This window comes from Pseudonocardia sp. CA-142604 (assembly GCF_050948475.1).
In the GTDB taxonomy this organism is placed as follows: Bacteria; Actinomycetota; Actinomycetes; order Mycobacteriales; family Pseudonocardiaceae; genus Pseudonocardia; species Pseudonocardia alaniniphila.
The window spans coordinates 3,703,022-3,723,516 of sequence record NZ_CP192045.1 but is presented as its reverse complement, the minus strand read 5'-3'; the positions used below and the strand labels follow the sequence as shown (position 1 = coordinate 3,723,516).

The following is a 20,495-nucleotide window of genomic DNA, read 5'->3' as shown; positions in this document are numbered from 1 at the left end:
GGACGCCGGCGTGATGGCGACCCGGCCGGTGATCCGCGGCCGGGAGTCTGATCAGTGCAGGACCTTGCTCAGGAAGGCGCGGGTGCGCTCCTCGCGCGGCGCGTCGAGCACCTGCGACGGCGGCCCCTGCTCGACGATCCGGCCGCCGTCGAGGAAGACCACGGTGTCGGCGGCCTCCCTGGCGAAGCCGATCTCGTGGGTGACGACGACCATGGTGGTTCCGCTGCGGGCGAGGTCACGCATGACGTCGAGGACCTCGCCGACGAGTTCGGGATCCAGCGCGGACGTCGGCTCGTCGAAGAGCACGAGCTTCGGGCGCAGGGCGAGAGCGCGAGCGATCGCGACCCGCTGCTGCTGTCCCCCCGACAACCGTCGCGGGTACTCCCCCGCCTTGTCCCGCAGCCCGACCCGGCCCAGCAGCTCCTCGGCCTCTCCCACCACGTCGGCCCGGAGCCGGCCCTGCGCGGAGATCGGGGCCTCCACGACGTTCTCCAGCACGGTGAGGTGTCCGAACAGGTTGAAGCTCTGGAAGACGAACCCGATGTGCGTGCGCTGGCGCAGGATGTGGCGCTCGGAGAGCTCGTGCAGCCGGTTGCCCACCCGCCGGTAGCCCATCAGCTCCCCGTCGACGCGCACGAACCCGCGATCGACCTTCTCCAGGTGGTTGATCGCCCGCAGCAGGGTCGACTTGCCCGACCCTGACGGCCCGAGCAGGACCGTCACCTCGCCTGCGCGCACTGTCAGGTCGATGCCGCGCAGCACCTCGAGCGCGCCGAAGCTCTTGTGCACCCCACGCAGGTCGACCATGGGAGGGGCAGCCGTGACAGCGGCCGGGGCCGTCATGCCGGCACCCGCTTGCGCAGGAGGGCGATTCCGGTGCGCGCCGCCGCCCGGAACCGCTGAACGGGCGTCGGTGGCACGGTTCGCAGCGCCCCCCGGGCGTAATAACGCTCGATGTAGAACTGACCGATCGACATCACCGTGGTGAGCACCAGGTACCAGATCGCCGCCACGAGCAGCAGCGGAATGACTCGCCCGTTGCGCGTGTAGATCACCTGTACCTGGTAGAAGAGCTCCGACAGGGCCATGATGTAGACGACCGACGTGCCCTTGACCAGCCCGATCAGCTCGTTGCCCGCGGTCGGCAGGATCGTCCGCATCGCCTGCGGGAGCTGGATCCGGCGGAACTGACGCAGCTTCGGGATGCCGAGCGCCGCTGCCGCCTCGAGCTGCCCCTGGTCCACCGAGAGGAAGCCCGAACGCACCACTTCGGCGGCGTAGGCGGCCTGGTGCAGCGCGAGCCCCAGCACCGCGGCCGTGACGGGGCTGACGAGGTCCATCGTGCCGACCGAGAAGAAGGCGGGCCCGAACGGGATTCCGAAGCTGATCGCGCGGTAGAGCAGCGCCAGGTTGTACCAGAACAGCAGCTGCAGGATCAGCGGCACGGACCGGAAGATCCAGATGTAGGTCCAGCTGACGGAGCGCAGCAGCGGATTCGGCGAGAGCCGCATGAGCGCGAGCAGCGTGCCGAGGACGAAACCGATGACGATCCCGAGCACCGTCAGCTGCAGAGTCAGCGCGACCGCCCGCAGGATCGACGGCGCGAAGAGGAACTGCCCGACGGTGGGCCAGTCCCACGCGGGGTTGGTGACGAGCGCGTTGATCGCCATCGCGAGCAGCACCGCGACGACGACCGTGGCCGCCCAGCGCCACGGGTGCCGGGCCGGCACCACGACGAGCCGTTCGTCGAGGTCCTCGGCGCCCCTCGGTCGGCCGTTCGTGATCACGGTTGCGGTGTCGGGAGCTGCGCTCATCGAGAGCTCACTTCCTTCTCGAAGGGGTGCTTGCCGATCTGCTCGGCCGGCAACCCCGGGTCGTAGAGCGGCGAGTAGCCCGTGGCCAGGTAGAGGCCCTTGGCCTCCGGCTGCCGCGGTCCGGTGGTCAGGTAGATCCGCCGGTACCCGCGTGCAGCGATCTCCCGCTCGAGCTCGCTGAGCACCCGTCGGGCCAGACCCCGGCGGCGGTGCGCGGAGTGCGTCCAGATCCGCTTGAGCTCTGCCGTGCGGTCGTCGAAGCGGCGGAAGGCGCCACCCGCCACCGGATCGCCGCCGGCGAGCAGGAGGATCAGCCCGCCGTCCGGTGCGCCGAACTCCTGCGGTCGACGGCGCATCTCCTCGCCGATGTCGCCGAGCGAGTGTCCGTAGCGGGTCGTGTACTCGTGATCCAGCTCGGTGAGCATCGGGACCACGAGCGGATCGGTGTAGGCGACGTGACGGACCTCCAGCGCCGGAGAGCTCATCGAGCGGCCGCCGCAGGGGCGCGGTCCATCGCGCCGGTGGAGAGGTCGGCGAGCACTCGCCCCAGCGCCGGAGCGAACGCGAAGCCGTGGCTCGAGAACCCCGCGCCGACGACGAGAGGGCCAGCCGTGTCCAGCACGAATCTCTCGTCCGGCGTGGAGGTGCGGGTACAGCCGAGCGGTTGGGGCACCCGGTGGTCAAGGCCCGGCAGGAAGGCGGCCACGTACTCCTGCAGTCTGCGCAGCTGCGCCGGGTCCGGCGCGAACGACGGCCGGTCCGGATGCATCTCCGGCCCCACGCCGCGGAACCCGAGCTTCACACAGCCCTCGGCAGTGGCCGTGCCGTGGACGCTCCCGGGCCAGCCGTCCTCCGGAGCAACGTGATGGACGAACGTCGGCCATGCGACCTGGCGCGCAGGAAACGAACCGGCGCCGCCCCATAGCGGAAAGTTCGTGGGCTGCTCCTGCGTCACCCGGAGCCTGGGCAGCTCGACGAGCCCGTCCAGCAATTCCGCGGTGCGGGCTCCGACCGCCACCACCGCCCGGCGAGCGCGAACAGGACCACGTGGCGTCGCGACCTCGACGAGATCGTCGCCGCGCACCGCGATCGCCGTCGCCGGTGTGGAACGCTTGACCACCGCCCCATGCGCGACGGCGGCGGCGGTCAGAGCGGCGACGGCCTGGCCTGCATGAATGCGGCCGGTGCGGTCCGGCTGGTACAGCACCGGGCCGCTGAACACCATCCCCGGCCACCGGGCCGATGCCTCGTCGGGATCGAGCCACTCGTGGGCGATGCCGTGCTTGGCAAGGGATTCGGCAAGCACTCTCGTGCCTCGCGGGTCGCCGTGGTCGACACCCCCGGTGATCTGCAGCAGCGCGGCGCCCGTCTGGGCTTCCACCTCCCGCCACAGCGGCAGAGCCTCAGCGGCGAGCCGCACGTACCGCGCCGAGGAATAGGTCTGCCGGTAGATCTCCGCCGACCCGTACGGAACACCACGCACCCGGCCGGTCTCGAGTTGATCGAGCAGCACCACGTCGCGATCGCGACCGGCGAGCTGCCATGCAGCCGCCGCACCGACCACACCGCCGCCGATGACCACGACATCGACCACGCCGGTGCGTGCCGATCTCGACGAGCGGCGCTGCACCGGGATATGCGGGAATGCCGGCATGACCGTCCTCCTACGACAGCAGGGAGCGCGAGCAATAGAGAGTCCACTGTGGACGCACGGCTCGTCCGGCACCGCCGGAACCACCGTTCACGAAGATCTGACGCGACGCGCCGGAAACCGCCCCTACGCGTCAGCGCACGGGACGCGGGTTGGCCCGGAGGCCGGGGTCAATCAGCGACAAAGATCGGCCTGCGTGCGGCACAGATCAACATGCCGACGCTTCGACCATGTGGACGTCAACCACGTCGACGAGCGGATGACCGCCGGCCGGGCGTGCGATCGACGCACGATGTCTCCCATCGATCCTGGCGTTAGCACCCGGCGCCGTAAGGCACATGGTTGCTGCGGCTTCGACGAGCCAGATCTCTCGGCCGCTCTGGATGGACGACAGCAAATGTAGGCGACGACCCGATGGATCTGTCAAGGATGTGACGAACACGCGCGTATCCGACGCGTGACGACCGGCTGCCGTGACCGGATCCGACGGGGCGCGGGTGAGCGATGGCAGAAATCGTGCTGCCAGCGCGACCACCACCAGCGACGCGCGTACCACGGTCCCCGTGACGCCGAGCAACCTCGACACCAGCGGATCCGGCCTCGAGGAGGATTGCTCGTGCAGGCGCAGTACAAGCGAGCCGACACCCCGCACAAGCAGTCCGACAGTCGCCGATCGTCTCGACCTACCCCTGCCTCCGGGCTCCACAGCCTGCAGCGCATGGCGGGCAACGCCGCCGTGACGCACGTCTTCCAGGCCCGACGGCAAGAACTGGCCCACAGCGAGCATGTTCGGCGACCTGCGGTGCAGAACGTCCTGCCTTCTCCCGCCCGGGCCCTGGTGACGACGCTGGGCGCCGGCATGGAGACCCGGTTCGCGATGGAGAGCGGCGGCGCGATGGAAAACAATTGCGCGGCAGCGGAAGGCAACTCCATCGAGGTACGTCCGGTGCAGCGAGTACCCGACAGGGCCGATCCCGGGACCGTACGCGACGAATCCGTCGATGCTCCCCGGGCAAAGGGCGCCGCCAGGTTGCCGAGATACAGGCAGAAGAACCCGAACACGACCAGTCCTCACCCAGCAGGACTGCGGATGACGGACAGGATCGCTCGGATCGTGTACGACGCCGTCGCCCACACGAACACGCCGCATGTAGCGGCCAGCGACGTCGCCGGTGCCGGCATGCTGCTCGCCGCCAACTCGGGCAAAAGGGGACTGAGCGAAGAGGCGCAGACTGCAGGAATAGACCACCTGCTGGACGTCGGAACTCGGGGGGAATCACAGCTCACGTATGGCCGGAAAAGCGAACATCAGCTCTGGGATCAGACGAAGTATCGAGCTCTGCTCACGGGGGATTACCAACGAGCGCATCCCGACCACGCAGAGGAGCTGGGGAGGATCGCCGCCGCGGTGACGCAAGGGCCGAGGTGGGAGGACGGACCCGAGGACGAAGCGAACGGTTCCGTACACGGTGAGATGACCCTGGCAGGGGAACAGATCGAGAGCTGGCGCCGGAACCGCTGGCCACTGGGCGAGGGGAAGATCAAGGAAGTTGCGATGGGCGGGGTCAAGAGCGCGTGTGGGGCGTGCCAGTGGACCATCGACGCCGTCAACGAGCACATCGGAAAGGAGTTGGGGTACGAACTGGTCGCATCTGGTTCTCACGGACAGTTGTTCAGTGGATGGACGCTGCCCGCGTGGCTGCAAGGCGATGCGCGGGATGAGGTGATGCAGAAGGCGCAGGACGTGGGGTGGGACTGGAACGGCGATGTTCTGGTGCGGACGGGCGATGCGCTGGAGCTGGGGATCGGCAGTTCTCAGCAGCCCGACTACTCGGACTCCGAGTGGGAGGAGATCGACTCGGAGGAGAACGAGATGGACTCGTCGTGGGCGGCCACACCGGCGGGCGGATCCCGCGCGACCGTTCCACCACAACCGGCCGACGTACGTCCGAAGCGACAGCGTGACGACGAGAACGAGGCGGACGAAGCTGACTCCGACCCACGCGCGAAGCGCCCGCGCCCTGACAGCAACCAGCTTCGCGGAGCCGCGTACCCATGACCCGCACGCATCTCGGCCGGCTACCGACTCGGCGACCTGCTTCCGCGCCGCCGCCTGCCCGAGGCTTGTGAATCGGCGGCGACGAGCTTCGGTTCCGTTCTTCCTATCTCCGTTTTTCGGGGCCCCACGCCAGCGGCAGCGCCCGTGGACCCCGGACGCGGGCGCCCGTGCGCCACTGCACGTCCTCGGGCGCAACGGCAAGGCGCAGGTCCGGGAACTCGCGCAGCAGACCTGCCAGGACCTCCTGCAGCTCCATGCGGGCCAGCATCGCACCGGGGCAGTGGTGGGCTCCGTATCCGAAAGTGACGTGGTGGTTCGCTGCCCGGTCCAGCAGCAGCGTCTCGGCATCGTCGAACAGCTCGGGCTCGCGGTTGGCGGCGGCGAGCGACACCACGACGGTCTCCCCCGCGCGCACCGTCACACCTGCCAGCTCCACATCCTCCGTCGCGACGCGCGGGAACCCACCGGCCGCAAGGATCGGGGTGTATCGCAGCAGCTCCTCCACGCCGCGCACGACCGCCTCGTGTCCCCCCTGCCGCAGCGCCGCCCACCGGTCGGAACGGGCCAGCAGGGTGTATGTCATGTTGCCGATCTGGCTCATCGTCGTCTCGTGACCGGCGACGAGGATGCCGATGCCGAGGTCGATCAGCTCGCCCTCGGAGGGCGGGTTGCCATCATCCTGGGCGGAGCCGAGCGCGCCGAGCAGGTCGTCGGCCGGGGTGATCCGGCGCTGCGCCAGCATCCCTGCCATGTACGCCTCGAGGTCGGCGTGGGCTGCGCGTCGCTCCTGTGGGGTCATCGTGGACATCGACATGATGGCGTCGGACGCCGAGCGGAAGATGGGCCGGTCCGCGGCGGGCACACCGAGCAGCTCGCAGATGATCATGAGCGGAAGCGGCATCGACACGTGCTCGACGAGGTCGGCACCGGGCCCGGCCGCGCGCATGCCGGCGAGCAGCTCGGTGGTCAGCTCGGCAGCGCGGGGGCGCAGGGCCTCCACCCGCCGAGTGGTGAACGCCCCGGCCAGGAGCTTGCGCGGCCGCGTGTGGTCGGGAGGGTCCATGTTCATGATCGAGTTGGTGTTCCCCTCGACCTCCGGCCGGACCCGCGGCATGTCCCGTCCGACCACGGCGGCGCGGCTGAAGCGCGGGTCGCTCAGCACGGTGCGGACGTCGGCGTGCCGGACGGCGAGCCAGGCCTCCCCGCCGTAGGGCAGCACCACGCGGGAGACCGGCTCGTCGCGGCGCAACTTCTGGTAGGTCGGGTCGAGCTCGAGCCGATCGGCCTCGTTGAAGGGGTAGGGCCGGGACATGTGAACTCCGATCCAGTCGACGTGATCAGGCCTCGCACTGAGCCGCTCGGGATCGGCATCCAGCGCGAAGGAGGGCCGCCTTCTCGATCACCGTTGGCAGAAGAGTTTCGGCAATTCGGATACCGCGTTGCACGCACAGCAGCTGGCCATGCGCCCTAATTGCTCCGGCACGGCTGATAGGTCCATCAGGATCCGGGCTGGGCGGATTGCGCCGGATCACCTCGATCTCGGGATCCGCGTTTGCGGGGCATGTCATCCCATCCGAGAAGTCGCTGTGTCGAGCCAGTCGACCACACCAGCCCCTCAGCAGGGCACAGGGATTCCTTCTCAGCCTGGTGGCATTTCCTGCTTCACAGCTGCGGGGCGGATCCGGAGGGGAGGTGCTCCCGGCGCCAGCCGCCCGGCGTCATCCCGTACTCCCGCCGAAACGCACGGTCGAACGACCCGCGGTCGAGGAACCCGACCGCAGCCGCAACGCTTGATATCCCCAGCCGGGCGTACCTCGGATCGGACAGCATCGCCCGCGCAGCGAGCAACCGCTGCCCACGCAGGTACGCACCAGGCGTCGTCCCGATCCGTTCGAACACGGAGTACGCACGGCGGATCGAAACGTGATGCCTCCGCGCCAGCTCGACAACCCCCAGCCGCGGATCGGCCAGGTGGTCGCGCACGTGTGTCCGCATCATGTCGAGCAGCACACCAACGGCGCCGTCCCCGCCCGGCACAGAAGGTGCGACATCCCGCAACGCCATCGCGAGCAGATCGATCGCGGCGCGCCCCGCGTCGAGCCGCTGCTCGGCGGTGAGCCGGTCGGCGACGTCGAGAAGTTGACTCAGATAGCCGGACAGCATCTGCATGCTCGGGGCCACCGGATCGATGCTGCGGGCACAGCTTTCGGTGATCTCTGCCGTGCGGAGCGGGAGCAGCTCGCGGGAGAAGCACAGGATCAGGCACTGGCTCTCCGTCGGGCACATGATCTCCCACGGGCTACGCGCCTCGCTCAGCACTCCGGTACCGACCGCCAGCTCGGCGAAGCGGTCGCGCTGATGAACGCGGGTCTGACCCGCCACATGAACGATGAAGACCATCACGTTGTCGCCCGACGTCCTCGCGGCCAACCGCTCGGTCCGGACGTTCCGATGCGGGCCTCCCGAGTACGCCCGCGAGAGCGTGACGGCCTCCCCCATTTCCTGCAGCGCCATCCGCACGCGGAAGTCAGGACGCGCCCGGAAGACCACCGGTACGAAGCTCTCGCGGGACATCTGTTCGAGCCCCTCGCCGGAGAACTCATGGATCCGCACATCCCGAGCATCCGCGCCCGCGGAGGCGTCCGCCCGCCGGCTGTGATGAAGCCCGCGGCCTCGCGACATCACGGAGCGAACCGGTCGGGATGGCACTTTCGACCACGAAAAGGCCCTCCGCGACGCAACGGAGACGATGATTCCGGAGCGTCGCTCGATCAAGGACGATTGCGCAGGAACGTGCCCGTCACGCGAATATTCCTCGGAGATCGAATCTGAAAAGTTGACGCGCCGCCGGTATTGTGCGACTGATCGGGATCGGCGATCCGGGTATCTATCGATGGGCGTTGATCGACGAAATGACAGCCGGACCGGTGATCCGATGACGCCACGCGTTCGCGGGCGGGACGCAGAGCTCGACGCGATCGATGCGCGGTTGCGTGCTCTGCGGAGCGGTACAGGCGGGATCGTCGTCGTCACCGGCGCCCCAGGAGCCGGCAAGTCCACCCTGCTCAACGAGGTGTTGCGGCGGGCCGAGCCGATGGGCATCGAGGTGTACAGCGGGGTGGCGGACCCGGCAGCGCAGATCATTCCGCTGAACCCGTTGCTCGGCGCGCTCCTGCACCATCCGCGTTCGCCGCTCGACGCGGGCGGGGTCCGCAGGTTGTCGCAGCTGCCCGACCAGCGGTTCTGGCTGCTGCAGGAGCTGCAGGACCGGTTGGAGACGGCAGCGATATCGGGTCCGCTGCTCGTCTCGATCGACGATCTGCAGTGGGCCGACCCGGCCACACTCGCCGCGGTCGGTGTGCTTCCGCCCCGGCTCGCCACCCACGCCGTCCTGTGGGTGTTCACCGCGCGGCACACCGACACCTCACCCATGACCCGCCGCACCGTCGACCGGCTCTGCAAGGCGGGCGCCGAACATCTGGTGCTCGGCGCGCTCGACGACGCCGCGGTCGTCGAGGTCACACGGGACATGCTGGCCGCCACACCAGGGGAGGACGTCCTGCACGTCGTCCGACGTGCCCACGGCCAGCCGTTCCTCCTGGTGGAGCTCCTGAGCGGGCTGCGGGACGAAGGCCTCATGAGCTGTGCCAACGGCGTGGTCAGGCTCAACAGCACGGAGCTGCCACAGCGGTTTCGCGACTCGATCACCGGGCAGCTCGACCGCCTGAGCGATCCCGCGCGGGACCTCGTGGAGATGGCATCGGTGCTGGGCCGCGGCTTCTCCGTCGAACAGCTCGCCGAGCTCCTCCAGACCCCCGTGCCCGAGCTCGTTGCGCCGCTCCGTGAGACGTTGCAGGCAGACCTGCTGGTCGAAGCCGGTTCGGCGCTCCGGTTCCGGCACGATCTCATCCGGGAAGCCGTCGACGCGAACCTCCCGACCGCGCTCGGCCACGCGCTGCGACGCCGAGCCGTCAACGCAATGCTCGCGCACGGGGCGCCTCCGGCCGAGGTGGCGGCGTTGGTCCTCATGATCGCCCGCACGGGCGACCTTGCGTCCGCCGATCTGCTGGCCCGGGCGTCGGCAGAGCTCGCGCACGCCGCTCCGGCCGACGCCGCCCGGCTGGCGGACCGAGCGCTGACGCTCACGCCCTACGGCAGACCGGAACGACCCGCGAGAATCGTCTCCGCGATATCGCTCTTCGTGGGAGCCGGAGCGGTACAGGACGCGCGACACCTCGCCGACACCGTGCTGAACGGCGTCGTCGAGCCGGTCGACGAAGCCCGCGCACGCCTCAGCCTCGCGTGGCTGTCGCTGCAGTACTCCGGGCCCGACGTCGTCGAGCAGACCCAGCGCGCGCTCACGCAGCCAGATCTCCCGACCGCACTACGCATCGAACTCTCGGCACTGCAGTCGCACGGGTACGCCATGAGCGGGGATCCGCGGGGAGGTAGCGCTCCGGCCGAGCGGGCATTGCACGACTCCGCACGTTTCCGGGACCCCGACAGCCGAGTCGCTGCTCTGACCGCCGCTACGGGCGACGCTCTGGTGCACGGCCGGCGGGTGGACGCGTTGCGGCTCAGTGAGGAGGCCGTCGCGCTCCGGCCGGTCCAGCGCTCCGCGCGGGGCGTGTGGGTGCCGGACTGCTGGCGTTCGCTGCTCCTGGCGTGTCTCGCACGGATCGACGAGGCGATCGAGCTCTCGGATGCGGGGCTCCGCGAGTCACGGCGCGAGGGACCCGCCATCAACGTGCGGGTCTGGATGATGTGCCGCGCCCGATACCTGTGGGCAGCGGGCAGGCTCGACGAGGCCCAGGCCGAGGCCGAGGCCGTCCTCGAGATGACCGACGACCTGGGGCCCGGCGGGTACGTCACCGAGATAGCCCACTACCTGCTCGGACGCATCGGCCTGCGCACCGGTGATCGGCTCCTGCTCGCGAGGGCTGCGCGTGAGGCCCGCACGATGGCCTCGGAGAAATCGGGCCTCCTGCGCCGGCACGGGCTCTGGCTCTCCGCCCTGGTCACCGATGCCAACTCGGCAGATTCGGCCGGTGCGCCGGCGGTCGAGCTCGCGGCGGAGGCCTTCGCTCCGTTCGGGAGCGACCGGCCACAACTCGTGAGCGCGCGCCAGCACGACGACGTCGTGGCGTTCGCTCGGCTCGCCGTGGCCGACGGCCGCCCGGAGGCCGCCGAGCCGGTCGTGGGCCGAATGACGCAGCACGCTGCGGACGACCCCGACTTCCCGTACCTCGCCGCAGCCGTGCGGCACTCCCGCGCTCTCCTCGAGGGTGACGTCCCGGGCATGCGCGACGCACTGGCCCTCTACGCGGGCACTCCCTACGTCCTGCCGCAGGCGGACGCGTACGCCGACGCCGCGCGCATGGTCGCGTCCACGCACCCGGCCGACGCCGTCCAGTACCTGGAACGTGCCCTGTCCGCCTACTCCGCGGCCGGCGCGGAGCGTGATGCCGCCCGGACCCGGAAGTCGCTCGGCGACCTCGGAGTTCGTCGCCGGCGCACCAGCCCGCCGCGGCAGGGCTGGTTGGGGCTGACGTCGTCCGAGCTCAAGGTCGTCCGGTTGGTCGCGGCGGGGGCGACCAACCGCGAGGCGGCCGACGAGCTCTTCCTGTCGCCGCACACGGTGAGCTCACATCTGCGGCACGCGTTCACCAAGCTGCGAATCCGGTCGCGTGTCGAGCTCGCCCGGGTGGTCGCGGAGCAGGACGGAGCGAGTCGGGCCGACGCACCGCGTCGCTCGGGCCCGAGTGTGCTCTGACGCCGCGCTGCGAACGATCGGACGTCCAGCGCGGCCGTCAGACGCCGCGGCCGGCCTTAGACCTCACATGCCGATGAGGCGCGGACGCATTCACGACGTCCATCCATGCGATGCGCTCATGTGGTGCCGCGAGACACCATTTCCCCGCGACTGAGACGCAGCGGAGTGAGGTGCGCCGACCACACCTGCACGTCGATCAATTCGTACGTTTGCGATCGGGGTTGTCGAGCATGTGTGGAATATGTGGATGGGTGTCCTACGACCGTGATCTGGGCGAGCCGGACGCTCGTCGAGAGCTGGCCGGAATGACCGCGACCATGGCCTGCCGAGGCCCGGACGACGAGGGCATGTGGGTCGACGGGCCGGTCGGGTTGGGGCATCGCCGGCTGGCGGTCATCGACATCGAGGGCGGCCGACAGCCGATGACCCTGACCCAGGACAGCCACACCGCGCTGGCACTGGTCTACAGCGGAGAGACCTACAACTACCGCGAACTGCGAGAACGCCTCGCCACCACCGGCCGGCACTTCGAAACCAGCAGCGACACCGAAGTACTGCTGCAAGCCCACCACACGTGGGGCCGACGCGACCCGCGCGATGCGGTACGGGAACTGAACGGGATGTTCGCCTACGCACTCTGGGACACCACGACGCGCGAGCTGACCCTGGTACGCGACCGGCTGGGCATCAAACCGCTCTACTACTACCCCACCGAACACGGCGTGCTGTTCGGCTCCGAACCCAAAGCGATCCTGACCAACACCACCACCGAACGCGTGATAGACCTCGACGGGCTCCGACGCATACTCGGATTCGTCGCCGACCCACACAACGCCGTGTTCCGCGGCATGCGCGAAGTACCACCCGGCCATGTCGTACGCGTGAACCGCAACGGCATCCAGCAACTGCGCTACTGGCAACTCGCCGACACCGGACACACCGACGACGTGCCCACCACCGTGCAACACGTACGCGAACTGCTCGACGACACCATCCAGCGACAACTGATCTCCGACGTTCCGCTGTGCACACTCCTGTCGGGCGGCCTGGACTCCTCCGCCATGACCGCGCTGGCCGCCCGGTTCGACACCGACCGCATCCACTCGTTCGCGGTGGACTTCGTCGGCTACACCGCCAACTTCACACCCGACGCGATGCGTGCCACGCCCGATGGCCCGTACGTGCAGGAGGTGGCGAAGTTCGTCGACACCGACCACAGCGACATCACCCTGTCCTCCAGCGAGCTCATGGATCCGGGCGTGCGCGCGGCGGTCCGCCGTGCCTGTGACCTGCCAATATGCTTCGGAGAGGTCTACAGCTCGCTCTATCTGTTGTTCCGGGCGATCCGGGAGCGCTCGACGGTGGGCCTGTCCGGAGAGTCAGCCGACGAGGTCTTCGGCGGCTACCGCTGGTTCCACGACCCCGCGTCCGTCTACGCCGGCACCTTCCCCTGGCTGCGCGGCCCGCGCATCGAGATGACCGAACGGGTGCTCGACCCCGCGCTGGTCGGCAAGCTCGACCTCGCCGGCTATCTCGACGACCTGTACCGCACCGCACTGGCCGAGGTGCCCGAGCTGACCGGCCCGGCCGCGGACGACCCGCATGAGCGGCGCATGCGCGAGATCTGCCACCTGTTCCTGACCCGCTTCCTGCCCAACCTGCTCGACCGCAAGGACCGGATGAGCATGGCCGTCGGGCTCGAAGTACGGGTGCCCTTCTGCGACCACCGCCTCGTCGAGTACGTCTTCGGCACACCCTGGGCACACAAGACCTTCGACGGTCGCGAGAAGAGCCTGCTGCGGGCCGCCACCGCGGACGTGCTGCCCCCGTCGGTCGTGCAGCGGGCCAAGAGCCCCTACCCGAACACGCAGGACCCCGACTACGACCGAATGCTGCGCGCCGAGTTCACCGCACTGCTGCACAACCACGACGCGGCGCTGGCACCGCTGCTGGACACCGACGCAGCCGAAGCGGCCCTCGACACGCCCGAGGCCACCAACGGCGGCGTGCTCGGCGGCCGGTGGGCTCTGGAGCAGATCCTCACGCTCGACGCCTTCCTGACCAACTACGGCGTGAGCATCTCCATCTGAGCGCGGGAATCCTGCCGCCGGCCCGGGAGAAGCTCTATTCTGACGCGGATACCGCGCTTTCCCGGGCCTGGCCCGCCGTCACGCGCCATTGTCATCGAACCCGCCGGGCAATTGCCGGACTACACGCGACAGGCCCCGGCAGGTTTCACCGGTCAATGTCCGGACCCTGATGCGAATTACACAACCGCACCACAATAGCAAGCAGCGCACCACAGACTGCTGGTTTGTCCTTCACCAGTTCGAGAGAAAGAGAGCCATGGCTGCGGCGGACGTGACGACGGACCGGACGGTCGAGACGGCGGCGCGTACGGCCATGTGGCGGCTACTGCCGTTGCTGAGCCTGTGTTATCTGCTGAACTACGTGGACCGGGTGAACGTCGGGTTCGCGGCGCTGACGATGAACGCCGACCTCGGGTTGTCCTCGGCGGCGTACGGGTTCGGGGCCGGGCTGTTCTTCGTGGGGTATTTCTTCTTCGAAGTGCCGAGCAACGTCATCCTGCACCGGGTCGGTGCCCGCATCTGGATCGCCCGGATCATGATCTCGTGGGGGCTGATCGCCTCCACCACGGCGTTCGTGCACGGCGAGATCGGCTTCTCCGTGCTGCGCTTCCTGCTCGGCGTCGCCGAGGCCGGTTTCCTCCCGGGCGTCATCCTGTACCTGACCTACTGGTTCCCGCGGGCGCGGCGGGCGAAGGTCGTGGCGCTGTTCTTCCTGGCCGTGCCGCTGTCGTCGGTGCTCGGGGCGCCGATCTCCACGCTGCTCATCCAGAACGGCGACGGGGTGCTCGGGTTCGACGCCGGATGGCGGTTCATGTTCTTCGTCGAGGGCATCCCGGCGCTGCTCGTGGGTGCGCTGGTCCTCCTGCTGCTGCCGGACCGGCCGAGCCGCGCGCGCTGGCTCACCGCAACCCAGCAACACGCCCTGGAACAGCGGATCACGCAGGAGGACAGCACCCAGGTGCCGCAGCAGACCGGGCTGCGCGCCGGCCTGCGCGACCCGCGGGTCATCGCGCTGTCGGTCATCTACTTCGGCGCCGCGTTCGGGCTCTACGTGCTCGCGTTCTTCCTGCCCCAGGTGGTGTCGGGGCTGCAGGAGCGGTTCGGCGTCCGGTTCTCGCTCCTCGACATCGGGCTGATCACGGCCGTGCCGTACGTCGTCGCGTCGGTGGTGATGCTTCTGAACGCCCGCCACTCCGACCACACCGGCGAGCGGCGGCTGCACATCGCGGTGCCTGCGTCGATCGGAGCGGTGAGCGTCGCGGTAGCGCTCTACCTCGACTCGCCCTACCTCGTCATGGCCGCGATGACGCTCTGCGCAGCGGGAGTCTTCGCGGTGACCCCCGTGATCTGGCAGCTCCCGAGCCAGTTCCTCACCGGGGTCGGGGCGGCGGCGGGGATCGCGCTGATCAACTCGTTCGGCAATCTCAGCGGTTTCGTCGGGCCGTATCTCACCGGCTGGCTGCAGGACCTCACCGGGAGCTTCCGGGCGGGCATGTTCGTGGTGGCCGGGTTGATGCTGCTGGCCGCGGTGACCGTCCTGCTGCTACGACCCGAGCGCGCCCCGGTCGAGGCCACCTCCGATCCGGGTGGGACACCCGAGGGCAACGGATGACGACGTCCGACGGCCCCTGAGCCGCCGGCGGTCAGCGCAGGACGGCCTCCTGCGGGTACCTGGCGTCGTCGACGGGCGGTGCGGGCATCCGTCCGGAGCCATCGGGCACCGGCACCGCCGCCAGCAGCGCTTGGGTGTACGGGTGCTGCGGGTCGCTCCAGATCTCCTGGGCCGGGCCCGACTCGACGACCCGCCCCCGGTACATGACGACGAGCCGGTCGGCGATCAGCCGCACCACCGACAGGTCGTGGGAGATGAACAGCAGCCCGGCTCCGCTGTCCACCGCGAGGTCGCGCATCAGCGCCGCCACGACCGCCTGCGTCGACGCATCCAGCGCCGAGATCGGCTCGTCGCCGATGAGCAGGTCCGGCCGCGCCGCCAGCGCCCGGGCGATCGCGATGCGTTGGCGCTGGCCGCCGGAGAACTCGTGGGGGTAGCGCCGGGCGGCGTCGGGGTCCAGCCCGACCCGCCGCAGCCACTCCGCCGGCTCGGAGGGCGCCGCACCCCGGGTGACGGCTGCGCGCACCCCGTCGCCGATCTGCACTCCGATCGCCCGCCGGGGGTGCAGCGAGGCGTATGGGTCCTGGAACACCATCTGGACGCGGGTGAGCGCGGCCGGGCGGCGGCGCAGCCCGAGCGGTGTGACGGGCGTGCCGTCGAAGGTCACGGTGCCTCCCGCCGGCTTCACCAGCCCGCAGACGGCGCGGGCGATGGTGGACTTGCCGCACCCCGACTCCCCCACCAGGCCCACGACCTGGCCGGCCTCCACCGCGAGGTCGACGCCGTCGACGGCCCGCACCGGCGGGCGGCCGCGGTAGGTCACGCGCAGCCCCGTCACGTCGAGCAGCCTGCTCACGTCGCCTCCTCGCTGACGCTCGTCGGCCACGTTCGCGGAGCTGCCGTGTCTGATGGCTCGCTCGCAAGCTCGCTCACATCGCCTCCTCGCTGACGCCCGTCGGCCACGTTCGCGGAGCTGCCGTGTCTGATGGCTCGCTCGCAAGCTCGCTCACATCGCCTCCTCGCTGACGCCCGTCGGCCACGTTCGCGGAGCTGCTGTGCCTGATGGCTCGCTCGCAAGCTCGCTCACATCGCCTCCAGCGCGCGCACGTCGTCGAGGCTCTGCACGCCGCCTGCGGCGCCGGGCAGGCTCGCCAGCAGCGACGCGGTGTAAGGGTGTGCCGGGGCGGTGAACACCTGATGGCGTTCGCCGTCCTCCACGACCTCGCCGTGCCGCATCACCGCAACCCGGTCGGCTACCGCGCTCATGACGCCCAGGTCGTGCGTCACGAGCAGCACGGCCAGACCCATCTCCGACGCCAGGTCGCGCAGCAGGTGCAGCACCCCGGCCTGCACGGTGACGTCGAGCGCGGTGGTGGGCTCGTCGGCGATGAGGACCCTGGGCGAGCAGGCCAGCGCGATGGCGATCGCGATGCGCTGGCGCTGACCGCCCGAGAACTGGTGGGGGTAGCGCCGCAGCGCACCCGCCGGATCGGGGATGCGCACCCTGGAAAGCAGCTCGACAGCCCGCTCGCGCGCGGCTGCCCGGCCGAGCCGGAGGTGGTGGCGCAGGTGGTCGGTGGTCTGCGCGCCGACGCTGAGCATCGGATGCAGGCTCGTGGACGGGTCCTGGAACACCATGGCGATCTCGTTGCCACGCAGGGCGTTGCGCCGGCCCGGGGAAAGCGCGAGGAGTTCCTGGTCGCCGTAGGTGATGCGTCCCGTGGCCTGCGCCCCGGAGGGAAGCAGTCCCATGACCGCGAGCCCCGTCATCGTCTTGCCCGACCCGGACTCCCCGGCCAGCCCCTGGATCCGGCCCCCCTCCAGGCGCAGGTCCACGCCGCGCAGGATCTCGTTCCCGCCGATGGAGAGCGTGAGACGAGCGATGTCCAGCACCGTCATCGAGTCGCCGCCGTCATCGAGTCTCGGCCTTTCCGAGGACGCCCGCGGTGCGCGGGTCCAGGGCGTCACGCAGCGCGTCGCCGAGGAAGTTGAACGCCATCACGACGGTGAGGATGGCCAGGCCGGGGAACACGCCGAGCCACCACGAGTCGAAGTTCTGGACCGCGGTGGAGACCATGGAGCCCCACTCGGCGGTGGGCGGCTTCGCTCCGAGACCGAGGAACGACAGGCCCGAGAGCAGCAGTGTCGCGGTGCCGATGTCCAGGGTCGCGAGGATCAGCACAGGCCCCACCACCATCGGGACGATGTCGGTGCGCAGCGACCGCAGGGCGGAGAAGCCGAGCAGCCGGTCGGCCAGCACGTAGTCGGCGGTCCGGACACCCACCACGAGCCCTCGCGTCACGCGGGCGTACGCGGGCCAGGACACGACGAGGGCGGCCAGCACCGCGTTGACCAGGCTCGCTCCGAGCGCCGCGGCCACCACCATGGCGAGGATGACGATGGGGAACGCCATCACCAGGTCGGTCAGCCGCATCACGGTCTCATCGACCCAGCGCCCGAAGAACCCCGCGGCCAGTCCGAGGATGCCGCCGACCACCACCGACAGTCCGACGAGCAGCAGCGCGAGCGGCACGGTCACCTGCGCGCCGGCCAGCACGCGGGTGAACACGTCGCGGCCGAGCTCGTCGGTGCCGAACCAGTGCGCGCCGCTGGGCGCCTCCAGGCGGGGGAAGTCCTGGGCCAGGGGGCCGTAGGGCCACAGGACGGGCCCGAGGACGGCCACGAGGATCCACAGCACCGCCACCGCCGCGCCGGTGATCCCCAGCGGGGTGCGCCAGGCCTGGGGGATCCGCTTGGCGAACCGCGCCCGCAGGCGGCTCGAGCGCAGCGGTTCCGTGCCGATCGCGGCTGCGTCCGACGACGAGCTCATGTGACCCGCACCCGGGGATCGATCACGCCGTAGAGCAGGTCGACCACCAGGTTGATCACGACGTAGATCACGCCGACGACCAGCCCCACCCCCATCACTCCCGGCAGGTCGAGATGTGACGCCGCCTGGTAGGCGTAGGAGCCCATACCGGGCCACGAGAAGATCTGTTCCACCAGCACCGTGCCCGACAGTAGAGCGCCGAACGCCAGGCCGACCACCGTCAGGATCGGCACCAGCGCCGCGCGCAGGACGTAGCGACCGAGCACCGTGCGTCCCGGCAACCCCTTCGCCCGGGCCGAGCGGACGTAGTCCTGGTCGAGCACCTCCAGCACGGCCGAGCGGGTGAACCGGGTGAGCAGCCCCACTGTGTAGAGCGTCAGCACCAGTGTCGGCAGCATCAGGTGCGCAACGGCGTCGCCGAACGTGACCCACTGCCCGGCGAGAAGCGAGTCCACCGTGTACAGGCCGGTCACGTCCGGCGGCGCGGTGGTGGCCGGGGAGAGCCGGCCCGATCCGGGGGCGATGTCGAGCTGGTAGGAGAAGACGTAGAACGCCACCATCGCCAGCCAGAACGTCGGCACGGAGATGCCCACCAACGACACCAGCCGCAGCGCGCTGTCGGTCAGGTGCCCGCGCCGCACCGCGGCCACCACCCCGAGTCCGACACCGATCAGGATCGACAGCACGATCGCGCCGATCGCGATCTCCAACGTGGCGGGCACGGCGGCCGACAGGTCGGCCACGACCGACCGGTGGGTCTGCTGCGACTCCCCGAGGTCGCCGCGCACCAGGTTCCCGAGGTAGGTCACGTACTGCTCCGGCAGCGGCCTGTCGAGCCCGTAGTGGGCGCGGTAGGCCGCCACGATCGTCGGGTCCTCGGCCGCTTGCTGCCCCAAGTTGGCCGCGACGGTGTCGCCGGGCACGAGGTTCGTCAGCACGAACGTCACCAGCGTCACGCCGACGACGAGCAGCGCCGACACCCCGATACGGCGCAGCACGTACCGGGCCAGCGGGTGACCGGCCCGGTTGGTCTTCGTGTCCGTGCCCTCGACCGGACTACTTGGCTCCGATGGCACCGAGATCGACCGTCCAGATCGGGTTGTACGCAGCTCCCGTCACCGACGTCGCCGTGACGATGTTGGACGGCGGCTGCACGAGCGGGATGAACGGGCCGGAGGCGTTGAGGCTCTCCTGGAACTGCTGGTAGACGGCGTCGCGCTGCGCGGTGTCGACCGTCGTCCCCGCCGTGGTGGCCACCGTGTCGATGTCCGGCGCCGCGGTGGCGAGCCAGTTCGCGCGCTTGCCGATCAGGCCGCCGGGAGCGAAGGCGAGGTAGTTGGAGGGGTCCGGGAAGTCCGGGCCCCAGTACCAGAGCCCCATCTGCTCCTTGCCGTTGCGATAGTTGTCCAGCTCGGTGGCCACGGGGGCGGGCGCCAGGTCGACCGCGATGCCGGCGGCGGCGAGCTGGGACTGCAGCCTCTCGGCGAGTGTCTGGAAGCTCAGGCCGCCGAGCGTGAGGTCGCTCGGGTAGGCGAGCTTGGGCTTCTGGCCCGCCATCCCGCTCGCGGCGAGATCGGCCTTGGCCCCCTCCACGTCCTGCTTGAGGGCGTCGGCAGCGGGCAGCGTCCCCGCGATCATCGACGGGATGACGCCCGCGGGCTGCACGGAGCCCGTGCCGGCCACGCCCAGCAACCCGGCGTAGTCGATGGCCTTCTTCACCGCCGATACGTACTGGGGGTTGCTGGTGGCGGGCGACACCTCGGCGCTCTGGTTGAGCAGCAGGAAGATCGTGTACGCGGACGCGCCGCTGGTGACGGTGACCTTGCCCGTGTCGAGGCCCTTCACCTGGTCGCCCGAGAGGTCGAGCGCGACCTGGGAGTCGCCCTTCTGGACGTTGAGGGCCTGGGTGGCCGCCTTGACGTTGCGGATCACGACGGTGTCGTAAGCGGGCTTGTCCGGGCCGTTGTACGCCGTGTTCCGGGTCAGCACGGCCTGACTGGCCACATCGAGCGACTTGAGCACGTACGGGCCGGATCCCGCGGATGCGCCGTTGAGGTACCCCTCGGCGGTGTCCTTGTCGTCGGTGGTGCCGCCGTGCGCCGTGATGACCTTCGAGTTGACGATCGACAGCGCCGGGTTGGGCAGGATGAACGGCAGGGCCGGGTTCGGCTTCGCGCTGGTGAGCACCACCGTGGTGGCGTCCTTCTTGGCCACGGTGACGCCGTCGAGCAGGAACGACGGGTTGCCCTTCAAGCCGATGAGGCGCTGCAGGGAGAACACCACGTCGTCGGCGGTGATCGGGGTGCCGTCGGAGAAGACGCGCCCCTGTGCCAGCGGCAGGGTCAGCGTCGTGGCGTCCGGCGAGAGCTCATAGGACGTCGCGAGTTCGCCGACCGGTTTGGTCAGGTCGTTGTTCGCGAAGGTCAGCAGCGTCTCGTACATGCCCTTGGTGAGCATCTGGCCGGTCAGCTCGTACTCGCGGCCAGGGTCGATCGTCTTGAGGTCGAAGCTCGCGTCGACGACGAGCGTGCCACCGCCCGAAACACCGCCGGCGTCCGACGATCCGGACCCGCAGGCGGCAACGGTCACGGCCACGAGCGCGGCGGCCGCAGCCAGCGCCATCGAGCGGCCGCGGCCGCGGAAGGACATCGGACCGATCATGTGTA

Annotated in this window: 15 protein-coding genes and 1 riboswitch; of the genes, 4 read left to right on the top strand and 11 right to left on the bottom strand. The window is 69.9% G+C overall.

The window, feature by feature from the left end:
- Nucleotides 1–51 precede the first annotated feature (51 nt).
- Genes ACQPZQ_RS16965 through ACQPZQ_RS16950 form a run of 4 tightly spaced genes read right to left on the bottom strand, consistent with a single transcriptional unit; the run spans nt 52 to nt 3,468 of the window.
- The gene (locus ACQPZQ_RS16965) at nt 52–843 is read right to left on the bottom strand and encodes an amino acid ABC transporter ATP-binding protein (protein WP_433296797.1); all 792 of its coding nucleotides are present in this window, start codon (nt 841–843) and stop codon (nt 52–54) included.
- A complete protein-coding gene (locus tag ACQPZQ_RS16960; protein WP_433296795.1) occupies nt 840–1,814 on the bottom strand; it encodes an amino acid ABC transporter permease in 975 nt (324 codons plus the stop codon). Before ACQPZQ_RS16960 ends, ACQPZQ_RS16965 begins: the two co-directional genes overlap by 4 nt.
- Nucleotides 1,811–2,299: a GNAT family N-acetyltransferase gene (locus ACQPZQ_RS16955; protein ID WP_433296793.1), complete on the bottom strand. Its 489-nt coding sequence runs from the start codon at nt 2,297–2,299 to the stop codon at nt 1,811–1,813. Before ACQPZQ_RS16955 ends, ACQPZQ_RS16960 begins: the two co-directional genes overlap by 4 nt.
- Nucleotides 2,296–3,468: an FAD-dependent oxidoreductase gene (locus ACQPZQ_RS16950; RefSeq protein ID WP_433296791.1), complete on the bottom strand. Its 1,173-nt coding sequence runs from the start codon at nt 3,466–3,468 to the stop codon at nt 2,296–2,298. The genes ACQPZQ_RS16955 and ACQPZQ_RS16950 overlap by 4 nt, the downstream gene beginning before the upstream one ends.
- A gap of 293 nt (nt 3,469–3,761) precedes the next feature.
- Nucleotides 3,762–3,855: riboswitch (SAM riboswitch) on the bottom strand.
- A gap of 328 nt (nt 3,856–4,183) precedes the next feature.
- On the opposite strand from ACQPZQ_RS16950, the gene ACQPZQ_RS16945 reads away from it, so the two are divergent.
- The gene (locus ACQPZQ_RS16945) at nt 4,184–5,524 is read left to right on the top strand and encodes a hypothetical protein (RefSeq protein ID WP_433296789.1); all 1,341 of its coding nucleotides are present in this window, start codon (nt 4,184–4,186) and stop codon (nt 5,522–5,524) included.
- A gap of 103 nt (nt 5,525–5,627) precedes the next feature.
- Here the strand turns inward: ACQPZQ_RS16945 and ACQPZQ_RS16940 are convergent, their stop codons facing one another.
- Both ACQPZQ_RS16940 and ACQPZQ_RS16935 read right to left on the bottom strand, forming a co-directional pair.
- Nucleotides 5,628–6,836, bottom strand: coding sequence for a cytochrome P450 (locus ACQPZQ_RS16940; RefSeq protein WP_433296786.1), 1,209 nt, complete (start codon nt 6,834–6,836; stop codon nt 5,628–5,630).
- Nucleotides 6,837–7,186: 350 nt separating this feature from the next.
- Complete coding sequence (locus ACQPZQ_RS16935) at nt 7,187–8,137, bottom strand: helix-turn-helix domain-containing protein (protein WP_433296784.1); 951 nt, start codon at nt 8,135–8,137, stop codon at nt 7,187–7,189.
- A gap of 322 nt (nt 8,138–8,459) precedes the next feature.
- Between ACQPZQ_RS16935 and ACQPZQ_RS16930 the strand changes: the two genes are divergently transcribed.
- The 3 genes from ACQPZQ_RS16930 (at nt 8,460) to ACQPZQ_RS16920 (ending at nt 14,999) form a co-directional block, all read left to right on the top strand.
- A complete protein-coding gene (locus ACQPZQ_RS16930; RefSeq protein ID WP_433296782.1) occupies nt 8,460–11,297 on the top strand; it encodes a helix-turn-helix transcriptional regulator in 2,838 nt (945 codons plus the stop codon).
- Nucleotides 11,298–11,527: 230 nt separating this feature from the next.
- The gene (gene asnB / locus ACQPZQ_RS16925; protein WP_433296780.1) at nt 11,528–13,387 is read left to right on the top strand and encodes an asparagine synthase (glutamine-hydrolyzing); all 1,860 of its coding nucleotides are present in this window, start codon (nt 11,528–11,530) and stop codon (nt 13,385–13,387) included.
- Nucleotides 13,388–13,643: 256 nt separating this feature from the next.
- Nucleotides 13,644–14,999, top strand: a complete 1,356-nt coding sequence (locus ACQPZQ_RS16920) for an MFS transporter (protein WP_433296778.1) — start codon at nt 13,644–13,646, stop codon at nt 14,997–14,999.
- 31 nt (nt 15,000–15,030) lie between these two features.
- On the opposite strand, the gene ACQPZQ_RS16915 is transcribed toward ACQPZQ_RS16920, so the two are convergent.
- From ACQPZQ_RS16915 to ACQPZQ_RS16895, 5 genes are all read right to left on the bottom strand, one after another.
- Nucleotides 15,031–15,855 (bottom strand): ABC transporter ATP-binding protein, encoded by an 825-nt coding sequence (locus tag ACQPZQ_RS16915; protein WP_433296776.1) that lies wholly within the window; start codon nt 15,853–15,855, stop codon nt 15,031–15,033.
- 227 nt (nt 15,856–16,082) lie between these two features.
- A complete protein-coding gene (locus ACQPZQ_RS16910; RefSeq protein ID WP_433296774.1) occupies nt 16,083–16,898 on the bottom strand; it encodes an ABC transporter ATP-binding protein in 816 nt (271 codons plus the stop codon).
- A gap of 13 nt (nt 16,899–16,911) precedes the next feature.
- Nucleotides 16,912–17,829: an ABC transporter permease gene (locus ACQPZQ_RS16905; RefSeq protein WP_433296772.1), complete on the bottom strand. Its 918-nt coding sequence runs from the start codon at nt 17,827–17,829 to the stop codon at nt 16,912–16,914.
- Nucleotides 17,826–18,905, bottom strand: a complete 1,080-nt coding sequence (locus ACQPZQ_RS16900) for an ABC transporter permease (RefSeq protein ID WP_433296770.1) — start codon at nt 18,903–18,905, stop codon at nt 17,826–17,828. The genes ACQPZQ_RS16905 and ACQPZQ_RS16900 overlap by 4 nt, the downstream gene beginning before the upstream one ends.
- A complete protein-coding gene (locus ACQPZQ_RS16895) occupies nt 18,886–20,490 on the bottom strand; it encodes an ABC transporter substrate-binding protein (protein WP_433296768.1) in 1,605 nt (534 codons plus the stop codon). The genes ACQPZQ_RS16900 and ACQPZQ_RS16895 overlap by 20 nt, the downstream gene beginning before the upstream one ends.
- Nucleotides 20,491–20,495: the final 5 nt, after the last annotated feature.

Bases quoted from the DNA above. Each gene is read 5' to 3' on its own strand.
- ACQPZQ_RS16905 (WP_433296772.1), bottom strand. From the start codon at position 17,829: ATGAGCTCGTCGTCGGACGCAGCCGCGATCGGCACGGAACCGCTGCGC.
- ACQPZQ_RS16910 (WP_433296774.1), bottom strand. From the start codon at position 16,898: ATGACGGTGCTGGACATCGCTCGTCTCACGCTCTCCATCGGCGGGAAC.
- ACQPZQ_RS16895 (WP_433296768.1), bottom strand. From the start codon at position 20,490: ATGATCGGTCCGATGTCCTTCCGCGGCCGCGGCCGCTCGATGGCGCTG.
- ACQPZQ_RS16930 (WP_433296782.1), top strand. From the start codon at position 8,460: ATGACGCCACGCGTTCGCGGGCGGGACGCAGAGCTCGACGCGATCGAT.
- ACQPZQ_RS16920 (WP_433296778.1), top strand. From the start codon at position 13,644: ATGGCTGCGGCGGACGTGACGACGGACCGGACGGTCGAGACGGCGGCG.
- ACQPZQ_RS16950 (WP_433296791.1), bottom strand. From the start codon at position 3,468: ATGCCGGCATTCCCGCATATCCCGGTGCAGCGCCGCTCGTCGAGATCG.
- ACQPZQ_RS16940 (WP_433296786.1), bottom strand. From the start codon at position 6,836: ATGTCCCGGCCCTACCCCTTCAACGAGGCCGATCGGCTCGAGCTCGAC.
- asnB (WP_433296780.1), top strand. From the start codon at position 11,528: ATGTGTGGAATATGTGGATGGGTGTCCTACGACCGTGATCTGGGCGAG.
- ACQPZQ_RS16965 (WP_433296797.1), bottom strand. From the start codon at position 843: ATGACGGCCCCGGCCGCTGTCACGGCTGCCCCTCCCATGGTCGACCTG.
- ACQPZQ_RS16955 (WP_433296793.1), bottom strand. From the start codon at position 2,299: ATGAGCTCTCCGGCGCTGGAGGTCCGTCACGTCGCCTACACCGATCCG.
- ACQPZQ_RS16945 (WP_433296789.1), top strand. From the start codon at position 4,184: ATGGCGGGCAACGCCGCCGTGACGCACGTCTTCCAGGCCCGACGGCAA.
- ACQPZQ_RS16960 (WP_433296795.1), bottom strand. From the start codon at position 1,814: ATGAGCGCAGCTCCCGACACCGCAACCGTGATCACGAACGGCCGACCG.